Annotated in this window: 15 protein-coding genes; 4 read left to right on the top strand and 11 right to left on the bottom strand. The window is 72.9% G+C overall.

From position 1 onward, the window contains the following. Nucleotides 1-138: 138 nt before the first annotated feature. Together AC07BF_RS06415 and AC07BF_RS06420 are read right to left on the bottom strand one after the other, a co-directional pair. The gene (locus tag AC07BF_RS06415; protein ID WP_363586416.1) at nt 139-3708 is read right to left on the bottom strand and encodes an Rne/Rng family ribonuclease; all 3570 of its coding nucleotides are present in this window, start codon (nt 3706-3708) and stop codon (nt 139-141) included. Between the two features lie 432 nt (nt 3709-4140). Continuing rightward, on the bottom strand, nt 4141-4902 hold the full coding sequence (locus tag AC07BF_RS06420; protein ID WP_363586417.1) for a TIGR03936 family radical SAM-associated protein: 762 nt from the start codon (nt 4900-4902) through the stop codon (nt 4141-4143). Between the two features lie 410 nt (nt 4903-5312). Here AC07BF_RS06420 and AC07BF_RS06425 point away from each other — a divergent pair, with 410 nt between their 5' ends. Next, the gene (locus AC07BF_RS06425) at nt 5313-5687 is read left to right on the top strand and encodes a peptidoglycan-binding domain-containing protein (RefSeq protein WP_363586418.1); all 375 of its coding nucleotides are present in this window, start codon (nt 5313-5315) and stop codon (nt 5685-5687) included. A 193-nt stretch (nt 5688-5880) separates the two neighbouring features. Here the strand turns inward: AC07BF_RS06425 and AC07BF_RS06430 are convergent, their stop codons facing one another. Next, a complete protein-coding gene (locus AC07BF_RS06430; RefSeq protein ID WP_363586419.1) occupies nt 5881-7824 on the bottom strand; it encodes a TIGR03960 family B12-binding radical SAM protein in 1944 nt (647 codons plus the stop codon). Between the two features lie 470 nt (nt 7825-8294). Between AC07BF_RS06430 and AC07BF_RS06435 the strand changes: the two genes are divergently transcribed. Next, nucleotides 8295-9587: a M14 family zinc carboxypeptidase gene (locus AC07BF_RS06435; RefSeq protein WP_363586420.1), complete on the top strand. Its 1293-nt coding sequence runs from the start codon at nt 8295-8297 to the stop codon at nt 9585-9587. Nucleotides 9588-9730: 143 nt separating this feature from the next. Here the strand turns inward: AC07BF_RS06435 and rodA are convergent, their stop codons facing one another. The 8 genes from rodA to folC all read right to left on the bottom strand — a co-directional run bounded on the left by rodA (nt 9731) and on the right by folC (nt 18623). Next, nucleotides 9731-10930 (bottom strand): rod shape-determining protein RodA, encoded by a 1200-nt coding sequence (rodA, locus tag AC07BF_RS06440; protein ID WP_363586421.1) that lies wholly within the window; start codon nt 10928-10930, stop codon nt 9731-9733. After that, nucleotides 10927-13293: a penicillin-binding protein 2 gene (gene mrdA / locus AC07BF_RS06445; protein WP_478316490.1), complete on the bottom strand. Its 2367-nt coding sequence runs from the start codon at nt 13291-13293 to the stop codon at nt 10927-10929. The genes rodA and mrdA overlap by 4 nt, the downstream gene beginning before the upstream one ends. A 51-nt stretch (nt 13294-13344) precedes the next feature. Beyond that, nucleotides 13345-13986: a rod shape-determining protein MreD gene (gene mreD / locus AC07BF_RS06450; RefSeq protein WP_363586423.1), complete on the bottom strand. Its 642-nt coding sequence runs from the start codon at nt 13984-13986 to the stop codon at nt 13345-13347. 3 nt (nt 13987-13989) lie between these two features. Beyond that, complete coding sequence (mreC, locus tag AC07BF_RS06455; RefSeq protein WP_363586424.1) at nt 13990-14916, bottom strand: rod shape-determining protein MreC; 927 nt, start codon at nt 14914-14916, stop codon at nt 13990-13992. Between the two features lie 95 nt (nt 14917-15011). Then, on the bottom strand, nt 15012-16037 hold the full coding sequence (locus tag AC07BF_RS06460) for a rod shape-determining protein (protein ID WP_031076009.1): 1026 nt from the start codon (nt 16035-16037) through the stop codon (nt 15012-15014). A gap of 318 nt (nt 16038-16355) precedes the next feature. After that, on the bottom strand, nt 16356-16769 hold the full coding sequence (gene ndk / locus AC07BF_RS06465) for a nucleoside-diphosphate kinase (protein ID WP_063347562.1): 414 nt from the start codon (nt 16767-16769) through the stop codon (nt 16356-16358). 110 nt (nt 16770-16879) lie between these two features. Further along, nucleotides 16880-17230, bottom strand: a complete 351-nt coding sequence (locus AC07BF_RS06470; RefSeq protein ID WP_063347563.1) for a DUF4233 domain-containing protein — start codon at nt 17228-17230, stop codon at nt 16880-16882. Nucleotide 17231: 1 nt separating this feature from the next. Further along, nucleotides 17232-18623 (bottom strand): bifunctional tetrahydrofolate synthase/dihydrofolate synthase, encoded by a 1392-nt coding sequence (gene folC / locus AC07BF_RS06475; RefSeq protein ID WP_363586425.1) that lies wholly within the window; start codon nt 18621-18623, stop codon nt 17232-17234. Nucleotides 18624-18797: 174 nt separating this feature from the next. Here folC and AC07BF_RS06480 point away from each other — a divergent pair, with 174 nt between their 5' ends. After that, on the top strand, nt 18798-20231 hold the full coding sequence (locus AC07BF_RS06480) for a glycosyltransferase family 2 protein (RefSeq protein WP_478333037.1): 1434 nt from the start codon (nt 18798-18800) through the stop codon (nt 20229-20231). A gap of 86 nt (nt 20232-20317) precedes the next feature. Continuing rightward, nucleotides 20318-21478: a non-hydrolyzing UDP-N-acetylglucosamine 2-epimerase gene (gene wecB / locus AC07BF_RS06485; RefSeq protein ID WP_400805347.1), complete on the top strand. Its 1161-nt coding sequence runs from the start codon at nt 20318-20320 to the stop codon at nt 21476-21478. Nucleotides 21479-21519 lie beyond the last annotated feature (41 nt).

Genomic DNA, 21519 nt, shown 5'->3' on the forward strand with positions numbered 1-21519 from the left:
GGCGCTTCGGGAAGGTGATGTGCTCGGGAGCGTGTGGCGTAGACACGCCGAGGGTCAAGAATACGGACCGGCCGCCCGGGGGGCAAACCGGCCCGTACGGCCCGGGGCGGGAAGGGTCCCGCCCCGGGCGCGTGGGCACTACTCGGCCGCCGTATCACCTTCGGCGGCCGCCGCCTTCTTGGCCGCCGCGCTCGTCCGCTTGGTCGCGGTCTTGCGGGCGGTGGTCTTCTTGGCCGCCGTGGTCGTCTTCTTGGCGGCGGTCTTCTTCGCGGCGGTCTTGCGGGCGGCCCGCTTCTTGGGCGCCGGGGCCTCCTCCGCGGGCGGCTCCTCGGCCTCGGCCTCGGTGGCCGGGGCCTCCGCCGCCGGAGCCTCGACGACGGCCTCCGCGGTCTCGACGGCCTGGGCCTCCTCCGCGGGAGCCTCGACGACGGCCTCCACGGCCTCGACGGCCTCGGGCGTCACCACGGCCGGGGCGGCCGGGTTGGCGGCCTCCAGGGCCGCCTCCAGCGCCGCGTCGGCCCGCGCCTGGAGCACCACGATCTCGGCCTCGCCCGGCGCCCCGGCCGGAGCCGTCGCCTTGCGGACCGCGCGGCGGCGGGTGCGGCCGGCCGGAGCCGCCGGGGCGGCGGGGATCTCGACCAGGTCCGGCTGGGCGGCCGGGGCCTCCTCGACGGCCTCCGCCTCGACGCCCGGGACCTCCAGGGCCAGCTGGCCCTCGATCTCCTCGCGCACCGGCTCGCCCTCGACGACCACCTCGGCCACCGCGGCCTCGACGGCCTGCGGCTCCTCGACGGCCGCCCCGCCCTTGCCCCGGCGACGGCGCTTGCTGCTGCCCGCGGCCGCCTCGGCCGACACGGCCGGGGTGTGGACGTGGGCGCTCGGCTGCTCCATGTGAACGATCACGCCGCGGCCGTTGCAGTGCACGCACGGCTCGGAGAAGGACTCCAGCAGGCCCTGGCCGACCCGCTTGCGGGTCATCTGGACCAGGCCCAGCGAGGTGACCTCGGCCACCTGGTGCTTGGTCCGGTCCCGGCCCAGGCACTCCAGCAGTCGGCGCAGCACCAGGTCCCGGTTGGACTCCAGCACCATGTCGATGAAGTCGATCACGATGATGCCGCCGAGGTCGCGCAGCCGCAGCTGGCGCACGATCTCCTCGGCCGCCTCGATGTTGTTGCGGGTGACCGTCTCCTCCAGGTTGCCGCCCTGACCGACGAACTTCCCGGTGTTGACGTCGATGACGACCATCGCCTCGGTGCGGTCGATCACCAGCGAACCGCCGCTGGGCAGCCAGACCTTGCGGTCCAGCGCCTTCATCAGCTGCTCGTCGATCCGGTAGGTGGCGAACACGTCCACCTCGGAGGTCCACCGCTGGAGCCGCTCGGCGAGGTCCGGGGCCACGTTGGAGACGTAGTCGTGGATGGTGCTCCACGCCTCGTCGCCGGAGACGATGACCTTGGTGAAGTCCTCGTTGAAGATGTCGCGGACGACCCGGACGGTCATGTCCGGCTCGCCGTACAGCAGCGCGGGGGCGTTGCCGGTCGCGGCCTTCTTCTGGATGTCCTCCCACTGCTGCTGCAGCCGCTGGACGTCGCGGGTCAGCTCGTCCTCGGAGGCGCCCTCGGCGGCGGTGCGCACGATGACGCCCGCGTCGTCCGGGACGATCTTCTTGAGGATCTGCTTCAGCCGGGCGCGCTCGTTCTCGGGGAGCTTGCGCGAGATGCCGGTCATCGAGCCCTCGGGCACGTAGACCAGGTAACGGCCGGGCAGCGAGATCTGGCTGGTCAGGCGGGCGCCCTTGTGGCCGATCGGGTCCTTGGAGACCTGCACCAGCACGGACTGGCCGGACTTCAGCACCGACTCGATCCGGCGCGGGCCACCGTGGCCCAGCGCACCGAAGTTGACCTCGCCGGCGTACAGCACGGCGTTGCGGCCCTTGCCGATGTCGACGAAGGCGGCCTCCATCGACGGCAGCACGTTCTGGACCTTGCCCAGGTAGACGTTGCCGACGTACGAGGTGGCCTGCTCCTTGTTGACGTAGTGCTCGACCAGCACGCCGTCCTCGAGGACGCCGATCTGGGTCCGCTGGCCGTTCTGGCGCACCACCATGACGCGCTCGACCGACTCGCGGCGGGCCAGGAACTCGGCCTCGGTGATGATCGGCACCCGGCGGCGGCCCAGCTCGCGGCCCTCGCGGCGGCGCTGCTTCTTCGCCTCCAGACGGGTCGAGCCCTTGATGGACTGCACCTCGTCCGGGTCGAAGGACGGCTCGGTGGAACGGCGGCGCGGCTCGCGCACCTTCACCACCGTGCGGACCCCGTCCTCGGTGGTCTCGGCGGTCTCGACGGCACCGGCCTCACCGCTGCGGCGGCGACGACGGCGGCGACGGCGGGACGAGGACAGGCCGGCGGCCAGGTCGTCGTCGTCCTCGACGTCCTCCTCGACGTCCGCGGTCGGCTCCTCGACGACGGACTGCCCGGTCTCGACGGCCTCGGCCTCGAACTCCTCGGCCTCGCCACGGCGACGACGGCGGCCGCCCCGACGGCGACGGCGCGACGGACGGTCGTCCTCCCACTCGCCCTCGGTCTCCGGACCGGCGACGGGGGCCTCGACGACGGGCGCCTCGACCGGCACCTCGACGACCCGCTCGACCGGCTTCGCCTTCTCGGCGGCCTTCGCCCGCTCGATGACCTTGGCCTTCTCAGCCTTCTCGGCCTTCTCGGCGGCCTTCCTCTCGGCGGCCTTCGAACGGCTCGGCGGCTGCACCCGCACCGAAGTGCGCACCCGGCGGCGGCGGCCGACGCCGCTGTACTCGAACTCGTCCTCCTCGCGCTGCGCGGCGACCGGAGCCTCCACCGGCGCCGGAGCGGCGGCGGGCTGCTGCGGCGCCTGCGGCTGCGCGGCGGGGGCCGGGCCGGCGGCGGGCTCCTGGAACACCGGAGCCTGGAAGATCGCGGTGGACGGGCGGACCGCACGGCGGCGCACCCGGTGGGTCGGCTCGGCGGCCGGCGCGGGCTGGACGGCCACGGGCTCCTCGACCGGCTCCTCCTCGACAGGCTCCTCCGCGACGGCGGGCTCCTCGACGGAGGGCTCGACGACCTGCGCGGCCTCGACCACGCGGCGGCGACGGGCCCGGCGGGCCGGAGCGGCGGGGGCCTCCTCGGCAGCCTCCTCGGCGGCGGGGGCCTCGGCCACCGGGGCGGCGGCAGCGGGCTCCTCGGCCGGGGTCTCGGCGGCGGCCGGCGCCCCGGCGGGCGCCTCGGCGCGCTTGCGGGTGCGGCGGGCCCGGACCGGCTTCTCGGCCACCGGCTCGGCGGCCGGCTCAGCGGCGTTCTCGACCGGCTTCGCGGTCGCCTTCGCGCTCGCCTTCGCGGTCGTCTTCTCGGCGGCGGCCGGCTCGGTGGCCACGACCGGGGTCGTCTCCGGCGTCCCGGCCGGAGCCTCGGCGCGCTTGCGGGTCCGGCGGGCCCGGACCGGCTTCTCGGCCACCGGCTCGGCGGCCGGTGCGGCCTGCGCCTCGGCGACGGGCGCCTCGGCCGGAATGACCGTCTCGGCCGTCTCGGCGGCCGCACCCTGCGGGGTGCCCGCCGGGCGGGACACCGCACGGCGACGGCGGCGCGGCGGCGCCGCGGAGGTGCCCTCGCCGCCGGTCGCGGCGGTCTCGTTCTGTTCCGTCGCCGCGTTCTGCTGCGGATCGGTGTTATCGAGCATGCGGGTGGATCTCCCGTCAGGCCCCCGGGCTCCACATCCGGGCACGGCACGGCACCCGTGGCCGGCCGGCATCGTGACGATGCTCGGGCCGGACCCTTTCACGGTGCCGCCGCGCGGACGCGAGGCCGCACAGGGGCTCGTAGTCTCGCTCGGCGCCCCGCCGCTCGGCGGGGTGTCGAAAGTCTTCTGGTCTGACCAGTCTTCTGTGGTTTTCCCAAGCTGCGCCGTTCCCCAACCCCGGGTGGCTCCCGGACGGGGTTCCCGGGCCCACCGACCTTCCTGGTCGGCGGGCCTCAGGTGGCCGGCCTGTGCTGCGACGACGCTCGCTCCCCTGGGGAGCCGCGGGAACCTGGAGGACCGTCGGGCCCAGTGAGGCACTGGGCCCGGCCTCCGCCCGTCAGGCGGACGCGGCCCCGCGAACCCCGGCGGCTGTCAGCCGGCCGGAGCCGCGGCGCGGTCGAGCGCCAGCGGGTCGGTCACCGTGCCGGACTCCTCGTCGAGCGGCCCCTGCGCCAGCCTGGTCACCTCTGCGGGGACCGGCGGCGCCAGGTCGGCCGTCACACGGAGACCGGACAATACGTCGTCGGGTCGTACGGCGGGTGTGGCGTGTCGTACTACCAGGCGCAGTATCGCACAGGCACGGCCGGTCCGAACATTGCGGTCCGCTTCGGCCGCCGTGTCCGCACCGTCGACGACCTGCGGCGCGGCGATCTCGAGCACCGCCACCGGACCGCGCGCGTCGAAGACCCGCACGCCGTTCTTGGTCACGCGTTCGACCTCGACCCGCTCCGCGGCGAGGAACACCGCGACCGCGCGGGCAGCCTCCTGCGGCTCGACGCCGTCCAGCCGGAGCAGCCACTCGGAGGCCTCCAGGCGCTCCACGAAGTTCGGCGTCCGGACCTCGACCGCGTCGATCACGTCCAGTCCGGTCGGCAGCGACTCGTCCAGTTGTGCCCGCAGTTCCTCCGGGTCACGGAGGGCGGCCAGGCCGATCTCCAGGTACTCCGCCTCGCTCGCCACCCCGGTCGGGGCCGCGTTGGCGTAGGACACCTTCGGGTGCGGGGTGAAGCCGGCCGAATAGGCCATCGGCACGGCGGACCGGCGCAGGGCGCGCTCGAAAGCACGCTGGAAGTCGCGGTGGCTGGTGAAGCGGAGCCGGCCGCGCTTGGTGTAGCGGAGACGGATCCGCTGCACCGTCGGCGCGGGCGGAGGACCGTCGGGCGTACGGCGTGCCAGGGTCGCTCAGTCCTTAGTCAGTTGTCCCCGTCCGGCGCGACGGCTGCCGCCGCTGTCCGGACTCTGTCACCTCAAAGGGTACGCGCCCCGCCACCCCCCTCGTCCCGCCCCTGGTCAGCCGCACCCCGACGCCCCCGGCCGGGACGCTCCGACCGAGGGGGCGGCGCCCGCAACCCCCCGGCCACCCACGGCGAGCACGTCCCCGCAGGTGGCGGGCCGTTCTGAGGCCCTCGTCCGGCGGCGGGAAAATTCCCGGAACATCCCTGATGCCGTTCCTCCGTGTTGGGACGCCCGCCCGCTAGGCAGGATTCGAGCCGTCCGAGTGCGACTCACCCGGACCCACCGACCGCACACCGGGGGTGTGCGGCATGAGGAAGGGAACCTCCATGCGCAAGATCCTCGCCGGCCTCGCAGTGACCGGCCTCCTGTTCGCGGGCGGCGTCGCCACGGCGGGCAGCGCGTCCGCGGCGCAGGCCGGCAGCTACTGCGGGACCACCTACACGACCTGGGAGCCGCTGCTGCGCGGCGGCGAGCACAACGACGCCGTCAAGGCCCTGCAGTGCGAGCTCAACTCCTCCCTGAACACCACCCCCCTGAACGTCGACGGCGCGTTCGGACAGGACACCCTGAGCAGGGTGCTGCGGTTCCAGGCCTGTACCGGCCTCTCCCAGGACGGTCAGGTCGGCGCGCAGACCTGGGCCAAGCTGGACTCCATCAGCACCTCGACCAACTGGGCCTGCTGATCCCGCATCCGGGCCCCGCCCGACGACCGGAGGACGCGGCGGCGATACCCGCCGGCCGGCGCCTCACGCACCGGCCGTCGTCCGCTCGGCGAACGCATGGAGCCCTCCCCGATTCCCGGGGAGGGCTCCATCCGTCACGTCGAGCACGTCACGCGGCCCGGACCCACCCGATCCGCGCCACCCGCGCCATCAACTAGCCCTGCGGGTCAGCCCCGTTGACCACGGCCAGCGGCAGCAGCTTCTTCCCGGTGGGACCGATCTGGATCTTGAGGTCCATCTGCGGGCACACGCCGCAATCGAAGCACGGGGTCCAACGGCAGTCGTCGACCTCGACCTCCTCCAGGGCGTCCTGCCAGTCCTCCCAGAGCCAGTCCTTGTCGAGGCCGCTGTCCAGGTGGTCCCAGGGCAGCACCTCCTCGTAGGTGCGCTCGCGGGTGGTGTACCAGTCGACGTCGACGCCGGTGCCGGCCAGGCCCTTCTCGGCGGAGGCCATCCAGCGGTCGTAGGAGAAGTGCTCGCGCCAGCCGTCGAAGCGGCCGCCGTCCTCGTAGACGGCGCGGATGACGGCGCCGATGCGGCGGTCGCCGCGGGACAGCAGGCCCTCGACGATGCCGGGCTTGCCGTCGTGGTAGCGGTAGCCGATGTTCTTGCCGTACTTGCGGTCGCCGCGGATCGAGTCGCGCAGCTTGGCCAGCCGGGCATCGGTGGCCTCGGCGGACAGCTGCGGGGCCCACTGGAACGGGGTGTGCGGCTTGGGCACGAACCCGCCGATGGAGACGGTGCAGCGGATGTCGTTCTGGCCGGTGACCTCGCGGCCCTTCTGGATGACGTTCTTCGCCATCGCGCCGATCTGGAGCACGTCCTCGTCGGTCTCGGTGGGCAGGCCGCACATGAAGTACAGCTTCACCTGGCGCCAGCCGTTGCCGTAGGCGGTGGCGACGGTGCGGATCAGGTCCTCCTCCGACACCATCTTGTTGATCACCTTGCGCATGCGCTCGCTGCCGCCCTCGGGGGCGAAGGTGAGGCCCGAGCGGCGGCCGTTGCGGGACAGCTCGTTGGCGAGGTCGATGTTGAAGGCGTCGACGCGGGTGGACGGCAGCGACAGGCCGATCTTGTCGTCGCTGTAGCGGTCGGCCAGGCCCTTGGCGATGTCCCCGATCTCGGTGTGGTCGGCGCTGGACAGCGACAGCAGGCCCACTTCCTCGAAACCGGTCGCCTTCAGCCCGCGCTCCACCATCTCGCCGATGCCGGTGATGCTTCGCTCCCGCACGGGGCGCGTGATCATGCCGGCCTGGCAGAAGCGGCAGCCGCGGGTGCAGCCGCGGAAGATCTCCACGGACATCCGCTCGTGCACGGTCTCCGCGAGCGGGACGAGCGGCTGCTTCGGGTAGGGCCACTCGTCGAGGTCCATCACGGTGTGCTTGGACACCCGCCACGGCACGCCCGGGGCGTTCGGCACGACGCGCCCGATCCGGCCGTCGGCCAGGTACTCCACGTCGTAGAACTTCGGCACGTACACCCCGCCGGTACGGGCGAGGCGCAGCAGCAGCTCGTCGCGTCCGCCCGGGCGGCCCTCGGCCTTCCAGCCGCGGACGAGCTCGGTGATGTCGAGCACGGCCTGCTCGCCGTCGCCGACCACCGCGCAGTCGATGAAGTCCGCGATCGGCTCGGGGTTGAACGCGGCGTGGCCGCCGGCCAGGACGATCGGGTCCTCGTCGGTGCGGTCCTTGGCCTCCAGCGGGATGCCGGCCAGGTCGAGCGCGGTCAGCATGTTGGTGTAGCCGAGCTCGGTGGAGAACGACAGGCCGAACACGTCGAAGGCCTTCACCGGGCGGTGCGCGTCCACGGTGAACTGCGGGACGTCGTGCTCGCGCATCAGCGCTTCGAGGTCCGGCCAGACGCTGTAGGTGCGCTCGGCGAGCACGCCCTCGCGCTCGTTGAGCACCTCGTAGAGGATCATGACGCCCTGGTTGGGCAGGCCGACCTCGTAGGCGTCGGGGTACATCAGCGCCCAGCGGACGTCGCAGGCGTCCCAGTCCTTGACGGTCGAGTTGAGCTCGCCGCCGACGTACTGGATCGGCTTCTGGACGTGCGGGAGGAGGGCCTCCAGGCGTGGGAAGACCGATTCGACAGTCATGTACTAGGAACCCTTACGACGTGATTCGGTGCCGCGCGCATCGGCAGGCGACGGCGGGGAGGGGTGACCCTCAAGGGTAGCCCAATCCGGGGAAAGGCCCGCTGGCTCACCCCCGGGCTCACCGACGCCCGGCCCGGGCACCCGCCCGCGCTCCGGCGCGGCCGCCCCTCCCCGGCCCGCCCCGGCACACGCAGTGCGCGCCCGCCGCCCGGCGCCGTCCGCCGTTGACATGCCCGGACCACCCATGCGGTACTGACAGGGCCCCGCCAGAGACCTCTGCACCCCTTCCGGACAAGGGAGTTGGGCCGTACGCTCAACCCTCGCCGACTCCCCCGGCGACCCGTCCCCGGCGCGCAGGGCCCCGCCCCCCCCCCGGCCCCGCAGGTCGCGTCCGTCGGCGCCCCCGCGCGCCCCGGCGGCCCGACAAGCCAGGCGGCCGCGCGGCCACGCGGCCACGCCCTAGGAGAGCCATGACCGACACCGACCGGCGGGTCCGCCCGCCCCGGCCCCTCGGCAGCCGGGCCGCCCGCTACCCCGCGCCGGCCCAGGCCGAGGCCGCGGCCCGGCGGCTCGCGCTGCGCCACCCGGAGCGGTGCCGGCTGCGCGAGGTGGGCCGCTCGCGGGCCGGGCGCCCGCTGCTGCTGCTGTCCGTCGACCGGGGCCCGCGCGCGGTGCTGGTCGTCGGCGGCCCGCACCCCAACGAGCCGATCGGCACGGCCGGCGCCCTGCGGCTGGCCGAGGTGCTGCTGGCGCGCCCCACCCGGCCCGGCCTGTCCTGGCACCTGCTGCTCTGCCTGGACCCGGACGGCGCCGCGCTCAACGCGGGCTGGCTGGACGGGCCGCTCACCGTGCGCCGGCACTACGAGCACTTCTTCCGCCCCTCGTTCGAGGAGCAGCCCGAACTGCTGCCGGCCGCCGACGCGGGCCGGCCCCCGATGCCGGAGAGCCTGGCGCTGACCGGCCTGATCGACGAGCTGCGCCCGTTCCTGCAGTGCTCGATGCACGGGGTGGACTTCGGCGGCGCCTTCATCCAGCTGACCGCTCCGGTGCCCGGGCTGCCCGAGCTCTTCGCCGCCTCGGTGCGCAGGGCCGGCATCCCGCTGGACGTCGACCCCTTCGACGCGGTCGGCTGGGCCAGCCCCTTCCCCGGCACCTATCTGATGCCCTCGGCGGACGGCGCGGGCCGGTCACGGGCGCTGCCGGACGAGCCGGAGCTGTCCACCTGGTCGTACGCCGGCCGTCACGGCGGGGTGACGGCCGTGCTGGAGGTGCCGATGTGGGCCGTGGACGCGGTCGGCGACGGCCGTCCGCACCCGGCGGCGGACCGGGCGGTCGGCGCCGCGGCCCGGACGCTGCGCGAGCGCGCCGAGGAGCTCTCCGGGCTGCTGGCCCACGTGCCCGCGCACACCCGGGCGGCGCACGGCGCGCTGGTGCGCGCGGCCGGGTTCACCCTGGAGTTCTGCCCGTCGGTGGCGGAGGAGTGGCTGGCCCGCTGGTGCGCCGAGCCGCTCACGGTGTCCCGGGTGACCACCGCCGAGATCGTCGCGGCCCGGATCCCGCTGCGGGTGGCGTCGACGGTGCTGCGGCTGCTGGCGGACACCGGCGGTCCGACCGTGGAGGCGGCCCGGGGCCGGGCCCGCGACATCGTCACCGAGGGCCTGGGCCTGCTTCACCACCGCTTCGGCGCCCGCTGGGTGCCGGTCCAGGAGCAGCTGGCCCACCAGGTCCGCGCGGCACTCACCGCCGCCGACCGCCTGCTCTGACCGGGGCCGAGGTCCGCCACAACCGGGCAGCAACCACCCACCCACAGAGCCCAGTTGAAAACCACCGAGGGCCGACCCGAGAGATTCCCGGGCCGACCCTCGACGGACGGACGCGCAGACGGACGCGCGGACGGACAGTCGGCTCAGGCCGCTATCGGCCGCTGGCTGCGGACCGCCTGGAGCAGCCCGATCGCGATCCAGACCGCGAACATCGACGACCCCCCGTAGGAGACGAACGGCAGCGGGATGCCCGCCACCGGCATGATGCCCAGGCACATCCCGATGTTCTCGAAGGCCTGGAAGGAGAACCAGGCGATGATCCCCGCGGCCACGATCGTCCCGTACAGGTCGGTCGCCTGCCGGGCGATCCGGCAGGCCCGCCACAGCACTACGCCGACCAGCAGGATGATCGCCAGCGCCCCGACGAAGCCCAGCTCCTCACCGGCCACCGTGAACACGAAGTCGGTCTGCTGCTCCGGCACGAACTGCCCGGTGGTCTGCGTCCCGTGGAACAGCCCCTTGCCGGTCAGCCCGCCCGAGCCGATCGCGATCCGGGCCTGCGCGGTGTTGTAGCCGACGCCGGAGGGGTCCAGCTGCGGGTTGGCGAAGGCCGCGAAGCGGTCGATCTGGTACTTGCTCAGCACCCCGAGCTTCCAGATCGCCACGCACCCGCCGGTGCCCGCCACCAGCAGCCCGAGCACCCAGCGGTTGGCCGCCCCCGAGCCGAGCAGGATGCCCAGCACGATCGCGGCCATCACCATCACCGAGCCGGCGTCCGGCATCAGCAGCACGACGCACATCGGCAGGAAGGCCCAGACCAGACCGCGGAACACCGCCCGGTGCGAGGGGTACTCCCGCTCCCCCGCGTCCACCTGGTCGGACAGCACGACCGCCATCGCCAGCACGATCGCCAGCTTCGCGAACTCGGCGGGCTGGATGGAGAAGCCGCCGCCCAGCTGGATCCAGGAGTGCGCGCCGTTGATGGTCGAGCCCAGCGGGCTGAGCGTGGCGAGCAGCATCAGGATCACGCCGATGTACAGGAACGGCACGAGGGTGCGGAAGCGCCGGCTCCCTATCCCTATCACCACCGAGCACAGCACCAGCCCGACGACCAGGTTGGTCAGGTGCCGGTACAGGAAGTACTGCGGGTCGCCGTGGGTGAGCGAGTCCCGGCCGCGGGTGGCCGACCAGACCAGCAGGGAGCTGCCGAGCGACAGGGCCAGCGCGGCGAGCAGCAGTATCCAGTCCAGCCGCCACAGCGGCGAGTCCTTGGCCAGGGCCTTGGAGACCCCGCTGCGCTGCGGGCTCAGCCGCAGCTGCCGGTAGGAGCCGTAGGAGGTCATGCCCGCCCCCTTCCCGGGCCGCGGTTCGGTTCGAGTGCGGCCTCGGCCGCGGTGCCCGGGGCGGGCCGGTCGTTCGGCTGCGCCGGGTCCAGGAAGGCCGAGGCCGGGGCGGGCTCGCCCGGCACCTGTTCCAGGAAGGCCGGCGCCGGTCCGGGCACACCCTGCGCCTGGTCCGGCGCCGCCAGGAGGCCCGGGCCCGCGACGGCCTGCGCCGGGTCGACGGTGTTGGCGGTGTCGCCGGTGTCGGCGGTGTAGGCCGCCGGCTTGACGATCGCGGTGCCGTCCGGGTTGAACTTCGGCAGTTCGGCCTGCGGCGCGGGCAGCAGCGCCTTGCCGTTGTCGATGTTGCCCTTGTCGTCGACGCCGTACAGCGCCTGGTAGATCCGACGGACGGCGTCGCCGGAGCCGCCGGAGCCGGTGCCGCCCTGGCTTATCGTCATGACGACCGCGTAGTCCTTGCTGTACGTGGTCAGCCAGGAGGTGGTCTGCTTGCCCTCGACCTCGGCGGTGCCGGTCTTGGCGTGCAGCTCGATCTTGTTCTGCGGCCAGCCGGCGCCGGAGAACTTCCAGGCGGCGGTACCGCCGGTGATGACGCCCGCGGTGGCCTGGTCGATGTAGCTCAGCAGCTTCTGGGAGCCGGGGAACTTGCCGTCCTCGTGCGGGGCGATCTCGCGGACGAGGTCCCCGCTCGGGCTTATCACCGCCTTGGCGACGGTCGGCCGGTAGAAGGTGCCGCCGTTGGCCAGCGCCGAGTAGATCCGGGCCATCTGGACCGGGGTGACGAGCGTGTCGCCCTGGCCGATCGCGAAGTTGACGGCGTCACCGGCGCGCATCTGGTAGCCGTCGACGCAGTTCTCCTTGGCGATCTGGTCGGAGAAGCTGGTGCCGCCCTTCTGCGCCTGCGCGCACCAGGCGTCCTTGTTGTTGTCGTAGAAGGACTGCTTCCACTGCCGGTCCGGCACCCGGCCGGTGACCTCGCTGGGCAGGTCGATGCCGGTCTTGGCGCCGAGGCCGAACTGGTGGGCGGTCTTGAAGAACCAGTCGCCCGGCTCCTTCTTCGGCTTGATGCCGCCGTCCTTCATCCACTGGTCGTACGCCAGGCCGTAGAAGACGGTGTCGCAGGAGACCTCCAGCGCCTTCTCCAGGGAGATGGAGCCGAAGTTCTCGCTCTCGAAGTTCTTGAACTCGCGGCCGCCGATGGTCATGCTCTTCGGGCACGCGTACGTCCCGTCCAGCGAGTAGCCGGCCTCCACGGCGGCGGTGGTGGAGACGACCTTGAAGGTCGAGCCGGGGGCGGACTGACCCTGTATGGCCCGGTTCAGCAGCGGGAAGTTGGAGTCCTTGCTGGTCAGCGACTGGTAGTCCTTGCCGGTGATGCCGCCCACCCAGAGGTTGGGGTCGTAGGTCGGCGCGCTGGCCATCGCGACGATCCGACCGGTGTGGACGTCCATCACCACGGCGGCGCCGGAGTCGGCCTCGTAGTTGCGGTTGGTGACCTTGTCGAAGGTCTTCCGGGCGTCGGCCATGGCCTGCGCCAGGTTGTCCTCGACCACCTTCTGCACCCGGGCGTCGATGCTGGTGACCAGGTTGTTGCCGGTCTGCGGGGCGGCGGTGCCGGCGGTGCCGATCACCCGGCCGAGGTTGTCCACCTCCAGCTGGGTGATGCCGGCGGTGCCGCGCAGGTCGCGGTCGTACACCGACTCCAGACCGGCCCGGCCGATCTGGTCGGCCGGCAGGTAGCGGTCCAGGCCGGACTTGGAGGCGGTCTTGCCGACCTCCTCGTCGGTGACCGGCGAGAGGTAGCCGAGCACCTGGGCCATGTTGGCGCCCTCGGCGCCGGTGTAGCGGCGCACGGCGGTGGGCTGCGCGGTGACCCCGGGGAAGTCCTCGCGGCGTTCCATTATCTGCATCGCCTGCTGGGTGGTCGCCTCCTTGGTGACCGGGATCGGCTGGTAGGGCGAGCCGTTCCAGCAGGGCTGCGGGGTCTTGGCGTCGCAGAGCCGGGTCTTCTCCTGCACGTCCTTGGCGGGCATCCCCAGCACCTCGGCCAGCCGGCCGAGCACCGCCTTGCCGCCGTCCTTCTGCTGCAACAGCGAGGTGCGGCTGACCGAGACCACCAGCCGGGCCTCGTTGCCGGCCAGGATCCGCCCGGAGGCGTCCAGGATCTCGCCGCGGACGGCCGGTTCGACCACCTCACGGATGTGGTTGCCGGTCGCCTTGGCGGTGTAGACGCTGGCGTTGCGGATCTGCAGGTACCACAGCCGCCCGCCGAGAGTGGCGAGCAGCGACAGGACCAGGATCTGCAGCACCACCAGACGGATCGTCACCCGCCGGGTACGGCCGGTCTCGGGGATGTTGCTCACGTCTCGTGCGCTCCAGGATGCGGGAAGTCGGGAGGTCGGGGGCCGGGCCGGTTACGGGCGCCGGGCGAAGCCGGGCATGCGCCGCTTCTTGTAGGACGGGCCGGCCGAGGCCTCGCGCGTGGTGCGGTAGCGGGCCAGCGTGCCCAGACCGGAGCCGCCCTCGTCGTCATCGGTGGCCGCGGTCACCGGGTCGCGCCCGAAGCGGCGGCCGACCAGCATCACCAGCGGCACCACGAACGGCGCCAGCAGCACGTCGTACAGCAGGGCGCTGACCACCAGGCCGCCGAGGCCGACGTGCCGGGCCGCGGTGTCGCCGACCAGGGCGCCGACCATCGCGTACAGCAGGGTGGAGGCGACCGCCGCGGCGGCCACCACCATCAGCGCGCTGGACACCGACCGCTGGCGGCCGTGGTCCGGGCGCAGCAGCCCGGCGGCGTAGCCCATCAGGCACAGCACCAGCGCGTAGCGGCCGATCGCGTGGTCGGAGGGCGGCGCGAGGTCGGCGAGCAGGCCGGCCGAGAAGCCGACCACGCAGCCGCCGGACGGCCCGTAGACCAGGGCCAGGCCGACCACGACGAGCAGCAGTATGTCCGGGGTGGCCCCCGGGAGCTGGAGCCGGCCGAAGACGCTGACCTGGAGGATCAGGCCGAGCAGGATCAGGCCGGCGGAGACGGGGATGCGGGCGAGGCGCATGGCTCAGTTCCCCCCAGTGGGCTTGGCGGGCGGGGCGGCGGGCGCGGCCGGGGCGGCCTGTCCCTGGGCGGGGGCCGGCGGCAGGACGGCGTCGCGCGGGTCGGCGCGCGGCGGCACGACCACCACGCCGACCAGGTCCAGCCGGGTGAACTGGACGAAGGGCTCGACCAGGATGGTCTTGGTCAGCTGGCCCGGGGTGGCCTCGACCTCGACGACCTTGCCGACCGGCACGCCGGGCACGAACGGGCGGCCGCTCTGCGAGCCGAAGGTGACCAGCCGGTCGCCGGCCTTGACCTGGGCCTTGCCGTTGAGCAGCGAGACCTTCATCGGGCTGGTGCCGCCGCCGGAGGCGAAGCCGATCTCGCCGCTGGCCTCCAGCCGGGTGCCGGCCGAGAAGCCGGGGTCGGAGGCGAGCAGCACGGTGGCGGTGGTCGGGGCGACGGTGGTGATCCGGCCGACCAGGCCCTGACCGTTGATCACCGTCATGTCGCGGGTGAGGCCGTCGTCGCTGCCGGCGTCGATGGTGATGGTCCAGGAGAAGCCCTGGGCCGGGCCGATCGCGATGACCTGGGCGGCCTTGACGGTGTAGCCGCCGGCGCCGGCGGTGCGCAGCAGGTCGTCGAGCTGCTTGGTGCGCCCGGTGGCCATGTCGGAGGAGGCGAGCTTCTGCCGCAGTTCGGTGTTCTCGCGGGCGAGCTGGTCGGTGCGGCCGTTGTTGGACGCGGCGTCGCGGAAGGCCCGGACGGTGTCGGCGACCGGGTCGACGACGGTGGCGGCGCCGCGCTCGACCGGACCGAGGACGCTGGCGGCGGCGTGTCGGGCACCGCCGAGGGGGGAGCTCTCACCGCCCTTGATGTCCACGGTGACGAGTGCGAAGGCGACGGCCACCAGCAGGATGAGCAGCAGCCGGCTCTCTCGTGTGTCCCTCACGGTGCTGGTACTGCCCCTTCGTACCTGGTCGGGCGCCCGGGCTGTGGGGCCCGGGCGGCAGCCCGTTCAGTTGAGTGTCGGATGTCTCGGTGGTGCTAACGGCGCGGGGAGGCGTCCAGTACCTGCTGGAGCGCCTCGAACTCCTCGACGCACTTGCCGGAGCCGAGCGCGACCGAGTCGAGCGGGTTCTCGGCGATGTGGATCGGCATGCCGGTCTCGCGGCGCAGCCGCTCGTCGAGGCCGCGCAGCAGGGCGCCGCCGCCGGTGAGCACGATGCCGCGGTCCATCACGTCGCCGGCCAGCTCGGGCGGGCACTGGTCGAGGGTGGTCTTCACGGCGTCGATGATCGAGTTGACCGGCTCGTCGATGGCCTCGCGGACCTCGGCGGCGGAGATGACCACGGTCTTGGGCAGGCCGCTGACCAGGTCGCGGCCGCGGATCTCGGCGTGCTCGTCCTTCTCGCCCTCCAGGCCGAAGGCGCTGCCGATGCTCATCTTGATCTGCTCGGCGCTGCGCTCGCCGAGGAGCAGCGAGTACTCCTTCTTGATGTGCTGGACGATCGCGTTGTCCAGCTCGTCGCCGGCGACCCGGATGGACTGGGCGGTGACGATGCCGCCGAGGGAGATGACCGCGACCTCGGTGGTGCCGCCGCCGATGTCGACGACCATGTTGCCGGTGGCCTCGTGGACGGGCAGCCCGGCGCCGATGGCGGCGGCCATCGGCTCCTCGATGATGTGCACCTGGCGGGCGCCGGCCTGCGAGGAGGCCTCGATCACGGCGCGGCGCTCGACCCCGGTGATGCCGGAGGGCACGCAGACCACGACCCGGGGACGGGCGAGGTAGCGGCGGCGGTGGATCTTGAGGATGAAGTAGCGGAGCATCCGCTCGGTGATCTCGAAGTCGGCGATCACGCCGTCCTTGAGCGGGCGGATGGCGACGATGTTGCCCGGCGTCCGGCCGATCATCTTCTTCGCCTCGGCACCGACCGCCAGGATGCCGCCGGTGTTGGTGTTCACCGCGACGACGGACGGCTCGTTGAGGACGATCCCCTTGCCCCTGACGTACACCAGCGTGTTGGCAGTTCCAAGGTCGATCGCCAAGTCGCGGCCGATGAACGACAGGTTGCTCGCCATGGGGTGTGGTTGCCTTCCCGGGCTCGGAGTTCATGGGGGTGGGACGAGAGCGCGCCCACGCTCGGGCGGAGCCAGCTGAGCTGCCTTACCGGGCCCTTGAGTCGCGTCCATCGTAGTCACGCGGCGCGGTACGGACGTCGATGCGGGGCATACCGTCCATTGTCCGGAGCGTGTTCGCTTCTCCGGGCATTGGGACGCCGTGTCGGCGCCACTGGTTGCTTATTTCACGATAAAAGTGCCCCGGCCGGGCCAATGGTCCCGACCGGGGCAGTGCCAAGGTCCCTCGGGCGTGTCGCCCGGCTGGACTCAGGCGTGCGCCGGGAAGAAGATCTTGATCTCGCGCTCGGCCGACTCCGGGGAGTCCGAGGCGTGGATCAGGTTCTCGCGGGTGATCGTCGCGTAGTCGCCGCGGATGGTGCCGGCCCCGGCCTCCAGCGGGTTGGTCGCACCGGCCAGCATCCGGATGCCGCGGACGACCTCCTCGCCCTCGACGATCAGCGCGATCGACGGGCCGGAGGTCATGAACTCCAGCAGCGGCTCGTAGAACGGGCGGCCGACGTGCTCCGCGTAGTGCTGCTCCAGCGTCGCCCGGTCGAAGGTGCGCAGCTCGACGGCGGTGAGCCGCCAGCCGGCCTTGCGCTCGATGCGGCTGATGATCTCGCCGGCCAGGCCACGCTGGACGGCGTCGGGCTTGAGCAGGACGAGAGTGCGCTGGGACACGGTGCGTCTCCTGGGGATTCGGTACGGCAAGGCAGTCGGGCCGACGGGCGGGAGCCGACACGGCAGAGATTACCTTGCGTGTGCGGCGTGTCGGCCCGCCGGTCCGGGCCCTAGACCGGTACGGCGGCCGCCTCGGCGGCGGCCCGGGCGGCCTTGAACTCGTCCACCTTGCGGCCGTAGTGCACCGAGCACCACCACAGGCCGGCGAAGACCACACCGAGGCCGAACATGGTCGGCAGGATGAAGCCGCTGGCGATCAGTCCGATCTGCAGCGCCCAGCCGACGGCCACCGCACCAGGGCGGTTGATCATGCCGCAGAGCGCGATGCAGAGCGCCATGACGATCCCGGTGACGATCCAGATCGTGGCCGTGGAGACGCTGGACAGCTGCATCGCGACCAGCGCGGCGAACATGGCCAGGAGCGCCTCGCCGATCAGGGTCGAGGAGCAGAGGGTCCTCATGTCACTTCCTCCCGAGCAGCAGGCGGGCCTCGCCCACCGTGATGACCGAACCGGTGACCAGCACCCCGGCGCCACCGAGGTCGCCCTCCTCCTCGGCGAGGGTGACGGCGGCCGCGATGGCGTCGTCGAGCCGGGGCTCGACCTGGACGCGGTCCTCGCCGAAGATGTCGACGGCCAGCGCCGCCAACTCGTCGACGTCCATCGCGCGGTGGGTGGAGTTCTGGGTGATGACGACCTCGGCGAGGATCGGCTCGAAGGCCTCCAGCACGCCGGCCACGTCCTTGTCCCCGGAGGTGCCGATCACGCCGACGAGCCGGGTGAAGCCGAAGGACTCGCCCAGGGCGGCGACGGTGGCGCGGGCGCCGTGCGGGTTGTGCGCGGCGTCCAGGACGATCGTGGGGCTGCGGCGGACGACCTCCAGGCGGCCGGGCGAGGAGACGCCGGAGAAGGCCTGGCGGACCTTGTCCACGTCGAGCTGCCCGCCTCGGGCGCCGCCGACGCCGAAGAAGGCCTCGACCGCGGCCAGCGCCAGCACCGCGTTGTGCGCCTGGTGCTCGCCGTGCAGCGGGATGAAGACGTCCTCGTACTCCTCGCCGCCGAGCCCGCGCAGCGTCACCAGCTGGCCGCCGACCCCGAGCTCACGGCGGATCACGCCGAACTCCATGCCCTCGCGGGCCACCGTGGCGTCGACCTCGACGGCGCGACGCAGGATGTTCTGGGCGGCGTCCAGCTGCTGCTGGGCGACGACGGCGACGGCTCCGGACTTGACGATCCCGGACTTCTCGACCGCGATCTCGCCGGTGGTCTCGCCGAGCTTGTCGGTGTGGTCCAGCCCGATCGGGGTGATCACGGCGACGGCGGCGTCGATGACGTTGGTGGCGTCCCAGGAACCGCCCATGCCGACCTCGACCACGGCGACGTCCACCGGGGCGTCGGCGAAGGCGGCGTAGGCCATGCCGGTCAGCACCTCGAAGAAGGACATCGGCACCGGCTGCGCCGCGTCGACCATCTGCACGTACGGCTCGACGTCGCGGTAGACCTCGACGAAGCGCTCGGGGGTGATCGGGGCGCCGTCCAGGGTGATCCGCTCGGTGACGCTCTCCACGTGCGGGCTGGTGTAGCGGCCCGTGCGCAGTTCGAAGGTGTTGAGCAGCTGCTCGATCATCCGGGCGGTGGAGGTCTTGCCGTTGGTCCCGGTGATGTGGATGGAGGGGAAGGACCGCTGGGGCTGGCCCAGGATGTCCATCAGCGCCTCGATCCGGTCGAGCGAGGGCTCCAGCTTGTTCTCCGGCCAGCGCTTGGAGAGCTCCACCTCGACATCGCGCAGGGTGTCGTCGGTGTCGCCGTCGGCGGGACGGAGGGTGTACGGGTTCGGGTCGGCCTTGTCACTCACGACCACAGTCTACGGAGGGTTGGCGGGCCGTCCTCACGGGGTGAGAACGACCACTTTGGTCGGGGTTTCCAATTTGCCCCCTTTACTATCTCTTTGGCGAGTTTGAACCGCAATGAAGCATCGATTCGCACCCCCTGGAGCCGCACCGCCTTTGATCATGAGGAGTACCACGCCATGCCCGACGCCCTGCACGACTGGATCGTGCTCCGCCAGGACGCCGTCGTCTGGTTCGCCGGACTGGTCTCACTGGCGCTCGTCGGCTACATGGCCTTCGTCTTCGGACGCTTCCTCCTGTACTGGGCCGGCTCCCGGCACGCCTTCCGGCACAACCGGCCCGCCGAGCCCGGCGACCCGGCCGCCTTCCAGTGGCACCTGGTGATCCCCTGCCGCGACGAGGAGGCCGTGGTCACCCAGACCCTGGCCGGCCTACGCGAGAACGCACCCGAGGCCCACCTGTGGGTGATCGACGACGACAGCGAGGACGCCACCCGCGACCTCGTCCTCGCCGCCGCGGCCCACGACGACCGCGTCCACCTCGTCCAGCGCCGCCGCCCGCACGCCCGGATCGGCAAGGGCGCCGCCCTCAACGCCGCCTACCGCGAGATCACCGCCTGGCTGCCCGGGGGCACCGACCGCTCCCGCGTGGTGATCGGCGTCGTCGACGCCGACGGACGGCTCGACCCCGGCACCCTCCCCCAGGTCTGCAACGACAAGGCACTCGGCCGCCCCGACACCGGCGCCGTCCAGATCGGCGTGCGGATGCGCAACGCCGACGACGAACTCCCGCTGCCCGGCCGAGGCCGCGCCGCCAACGCGTTCGCCCGCGCCCTGGTCCGGATGCAGGACGTCGAGTTCCAGGCCAACAACGCCGGCATGCAGCTGCTGCGCCGCCGCACCGGCAGCGTCGGCCTCGGCGGGAACGGCCAGTTCGTCCGCCTCACCGCCCTCGACTCGCTCACCGCCGAGGAGGGCCGGGCCGGCCGCCCCTGGCCCGAGCGCGCCCTGCTGGAGGACTACGAGTCCGGCCTCGACCTGCGCCTGGCCGGCTGGCGCCTCACCCACGTCACCGAGACCCAGGTCTCCCAGGAGGGCCTGATCTCGCTGCGCCGCTTCCTCACCCAGCGCACCCGCTGGGCCCAGGGCAACATGCAGTGCCTGCGCTACACCGGCCGGGTGCTGCGCTCCCCCTTCTACACCTGGTCCGGCAAGGCCGAGGTGCTGTACACCTTCCTCCAGCCCGTCGTCTGCGTCCTGCTGGTCCTGCTGTTCCCGCTCTCGCTCGGGATCACCGCGGCCGGGCTGGTGCTCTTCCCCGCCGAAACCGCCGACTTCCACGTCAGGTTCGGCCCGTGGATGCTGCTCGCCTTCGCGGTCGCCGCCCTGCCGATGATGCTCTGGGGCTTCGCCTACCGCCGGCTCGTCCACCCCGACCGCGGCCGGCTCACCGGGCTGCTCTGGGGCGTCCTGATCTGGCTCTACGCCTACCACCTCTTCGTGGTCGCCACCCGGGCCGCCGCCCGGATGCTGCTCGGCCGCAACGGCTGGGCCAAGACCCGGCGCAACGCCGAGAAGGTCGCCCTCGGCGCCCCCACCGCCCTCGAGTCCTGAGCCTCGGTCCTGAGCCCCGCGCCTGAGCCCCGCGCCCGAGCCCCGCGCCCGAGCCCTGAGCAGCCCCACCCCCTCGGAGCCTCCCCATGAGCATGTGCCTTCCCCCCGCCAGCGTCGCCGTCGTCCTCGGCACCCGCCCCGAACTGGTCAAGCTCGCCCCGCTGATCCACGAACTCGGCGACGCCACCCGCCTGGTGCACACCGGCCAGCACTGGGACGAGGCGATGTCCGGCCGCTTCCTGCGCGACCTCGACCTGCCCCGCCCCGAACTGCTCACCGGCGTCGGCGGGCGCCCCCGGGCCGGCCAGATCGCCCAGTCCCTCGGCCAGCTGGACGCCGCCTTCGCCGAGGACCGCCCCGCCGCCGTGGTCGTCCAGGGCGACACCAACGCCACCCTCGCCGGGGCGCTGGCCGCCAACGCCCGGGAGATCCCGCTGGTGCACGTCGAGGCCGGGCTGCGCAGCTTCGACCGGGCGATGCCCGAGGAGCACAACCGGGTGATGGTCGACCACGTCTCCGACCTGCTCTGCGCCGCCACCGGGGACAACGTCGCCAACCTGCGCGCCGAGGCCCTCGCCGAGGAGCGGATCGCGCTCACCGGCAACACCGTCGTCGAGGTGGTCCGCCGCCAGCTGCCGGCCGCGGCCGACCGCGCCGCGCTGCTCGCCGCGCACGGGCTGCGCCCGGACGGCTACGTGCTGGCCACCGTGCACCGCCCGGAGAACACCGACACCGCCGAGGCACTGGGCGCCGTGCTGGCCGAACTGGACCGGATCGCCCGGGCGGGCACCCCGGTGCTGTTCCCGATGCATCCGCGTACCCGGGCCGCCGTCGAGCGCTTCGCGCTGGACGCCCTGCTGGAGCACCTGGCCGTCACCGGGCCGGTCGGGTACGCCGACTTCCTGGGCCTGGCGAGCCACGCCGCGCTACTGGTCTCCGACTCCGGCGGCGTGCAGGAGGAGTGCACCGTGCTCGGCCGCCCGCTGCTGGTGGTGCGCCGCTCCACCGAGCGTCCGGAGGCGGTGGCGGCGGGCTTCGCCGCGCTGGTGGGCCCCGACGAGGACCTGGGCGCGCTGGCCCGGACCTGGCTGGCCGACACCCCCGAGCGGCTCGCCCGGCTCGCGGCCACCCCGAGCCCGTACGGCGACGGCCTGGCCTCGGCGCGGATCGCCGCGCTCACCGCCGCGGTCGCCGAGCCGGCCGAGCCCGGAGCAGCCGACTCCAGGGCACGGCCGTCGGCCGCCTAGCGCCCTCTTGACAGCCGGATTGGTCTACTCCACCTTGTGAG

The sequence above is a fragment of the Kitasatospora sp. NPDC043950 genome (genome assembly GCF_056435345.1).

What these genes read in the sequence shown, in the direction of transcription:
- AC07BF_RS06415 (WP_363586416.1), bottom strand. Translation starts at nt 3,708, where the DNA reads ATGCTCGATAACACCGATCCGCAGCAGAACGCGGCGACGGAACAGAAC.
- AC07BF_RS06425 (WP_363586418.1), top strand. Translation starts at nt 5,313, where the DNA reads ATGAGGAAGGGAACCTCCATGCGCAAGATCCTCGCCGGCCTCGCAGTG.
- AC07BF_RS06430 (WP_363586419.1), bottom strand. Translation starts at nt 7,824, where the DNA reads ATGACTGTCGAATCGGTCTTCCCACGCCTGGAGGCCCTCCTCCCGCAC.
- AC07BF_RS06435 (WP_363586420.1), top strand. Translation starts at nt 8,295, where the DNA reads ATGACCGACACCGACCGGCGGGTCCGCCCGCCCCGGCCCCTCGGCAGC.
- rodA (WP_363586421.1), bottom strand. Translation starts at nt 10,930, where the DNA reads ATGACCTCCTACGGCTCCTACCGGCAGCTGCGGCTGAGCCCGCAGCGC.
- mreD (WP_363586423.1), bottom strand. Translation starts at nt 13,986, where the DNA reads ATGCGCCTCGCCCGCATCCCCGTCTCCGCCGGCCTGATCCTGCTCGGC.
- AC07BF_RS06470 (WP_063347563.1), bottom strand. Translation starts at nt 17,230, where the DNA reads ATGAGGACCCTCTGCTCCTCGACCCTGATCGGCGAGGCGCTCCTGGCC.
- AC07BF_RS06480 (WP_478333037.1), top strand. Translation starts at nt 18,798, where the DNA reads ATGCCCGACGCCCTGCACGACTGGATCGTGCTCCGCCAGGACGCCGTC.
- wecB (WP_400805347.1), top strand. Translation starts at nt 20,318, where the DNA reads ATGAGCATGTGCCTTCCCCCCGCCAGCGTCGCCGTCGTCCTCGGCACC.